This is a genomic window from Frankia sp. AiPs1 (assembly GCF_023716945.1).
GTDB lineage: Bacteria > Actinomycetota > Actinomycetes > Frankiales > Frankiaceae > Frankia.
The window spans coordinates 1-1,049 of sequence record NZ_JAMQQF010001021.1 but is presented as its reverse complement, the minus strand read 5'-3'; the positions used below and the strand labels follow the sequence as shown (position 1 = coordinate 1,049).

The window sequence follows — 1,049 nt, the reverse complement described above, 5'->3', positions numbered from 1 at the left end:
ATGTTCAACGAGGTCTTCCTCGACGACGTCTTCGTCCCGGACTCCGACGTCGTCGGCATGGTCAACGGCGGCTGGCGGGGGGGGCCGGGGCCCCCGGGGCACCAACGCCGGGGCGCCCGGCGGGCCCCGCCGCCGCCGGGGGGGGGGCGGCCAGGGCGGTGGCACCGCCGGGTGGCCGGAGGTCGCGCGGGCCCACCACGGCAGCGTCAGCCGAGAGCAACGGTTGCTCATCGAGGAGGATCTCAAGGCCGGGCGGCTGCCCGCGGTCGTGGCGACCTCCAGCCTGGAGCTGGGCATCGACATGGGCGCGGTCGACCTCGTCATCCAGATCGGCTCACCACCGAGCGTCGCCGCCGGGATGCAGCGCGTCGGCCGGGCCGGTCACCAGGTCGACGCCACGAGCCTCGGCGTGGTCCTGCCGCAGCATCGCGGGGACCTGCTCGAAAGCGCCGTGGTCGCCGAGCGGATGCGGGCGGGGGCGATCGAGGAGGTCCACGCTCCGCGCAACCCGCTGGACGTGCTCGCCCAGCAGATCGTCGCGATGACGGCGATGGACGACTGGTCCGTCGACGACCTCGGCAGGCTGGCCCGGCGGGCCGCGTCCTTCGCGTCCCTGTCGGCTTCGGTCCTGGAGGCCGTGCTCGACATGCTCGCCGGGCGCTACCCCTCCGACGCCTTCGCCGAGTTGCGCCCCCGCATCACCTGGGATCGGGCCACCAGCATTCTGCGCGGCCGGCCCGGCGCGCAGCGGCTCGCGGTGACCAGCGGCGGAACGATCCCCGACCGGGGCATGTTCGGCGTGTTCCTGGTCGGGGAGAAGGCAAGCCGGGTCGGTGAGCTGGACGAGGAGATGGTCTACGAGTCGCGGGTCGGCGACGTCGTGCTGCTCGGCTCGTCAAGCTGGCGGATCGAGGAGATCACCGCGGACCGGGTGCTGGTCACCCCGGCGCCGGGCCGCCCCGGCCGGCTGCCCTTCTGGCACGGCGACGCCCCCGGTCGGCCCGCCGAGCTCGGTCGGGCCCTCGGCGCCTTCCTGCGCGAGGTCGGTC

Annotated in this window: 1 protein-coding gene; it reads left to right on the top strand. The window is 74.8% G+C overall.

The annotated features are described in order from the left end of the window. Positions 1-1,049, top strand: a 1,049-nt coding sequence (locus tag ND748_RS32590) for a helicase-related protein (protein ID WP_374216100.1), incomplete at both ends; no start/stop codon positions are given.